General features: G+C 61.2%; 1 protein-coding gene. It reads left to right on the top strand.

Annotation, left to right across the window (positions count from 1 at the left end):
- Positions 1 to 61: 61 nt before the first annotated feature.
- A partial coding sequence (locus IVB32_RS14880) for a transposase family protein (RefSeq protein ID WP_247410655.1) occupies positions 62 to 557 on the top strand: 496 nt, incomplete at its 3' end.

Raw genomic sequence — 557 nt, 5'->3', positions numbered from 1 at the left:
CTGACTCATTTCCGATGAAGTTTGCCGGGCGACTGTGGTTCTCAAACGGAGAATCAGCGCCATGCGGACGGGCTTTCAAATCTCATCGCTAGTACCGAGTGGTTTGGTGTTTGATGGTGTAAGTGACTCAATGGATTCGGTTATTCTGGCTGTTCGGTCAGAGGCTGCGGAGGCCCAATGCCCTTTGTGCGCGACAGCGTCGCGCCGAATCCATAGCCGATACATCCGGCACGTGGCTGATTTGCCGTCAGCGGGCAGAAGGGTGCGCCTCCGATTGCTCACGCGGCGCTTCACATGTGAGGTGCCGCATTGCCGCCGGCGGATCTTCGCGGAGCGGTTTGGAGAAGACATCGTCCCGCTTCGACGGCGCCGGACGGCACGGTTGGAATACATCGTCCATCACTTGGGGTTGGCGCTCGGCGGCCGGCCGGCGGCAAGCTTCGCCAAGCGGCTCATGCTGCCCGTCAGCAACGATACCTTGCTGCGGGTGGTCCGCCGGCGGACGGCGATGCCGACAGATCCATTGCTTGTTGTGGGCATCGATGACTGGGCGTTCC

It is taken from the genome of Bradyrhizobium sp. 23 (assembly GCF_023073295.1).
Classification (GTDB): Bacteria; Pseudomonadota; Alphaproteobacteria; order Rhizobiales; family Xanthobacteraceae; genus Bradyrhizobium; species Bradyrhizobium canariense_D.
This window is presented reverse-complemented; position numbering and strand designations above follow the sequence as displayed.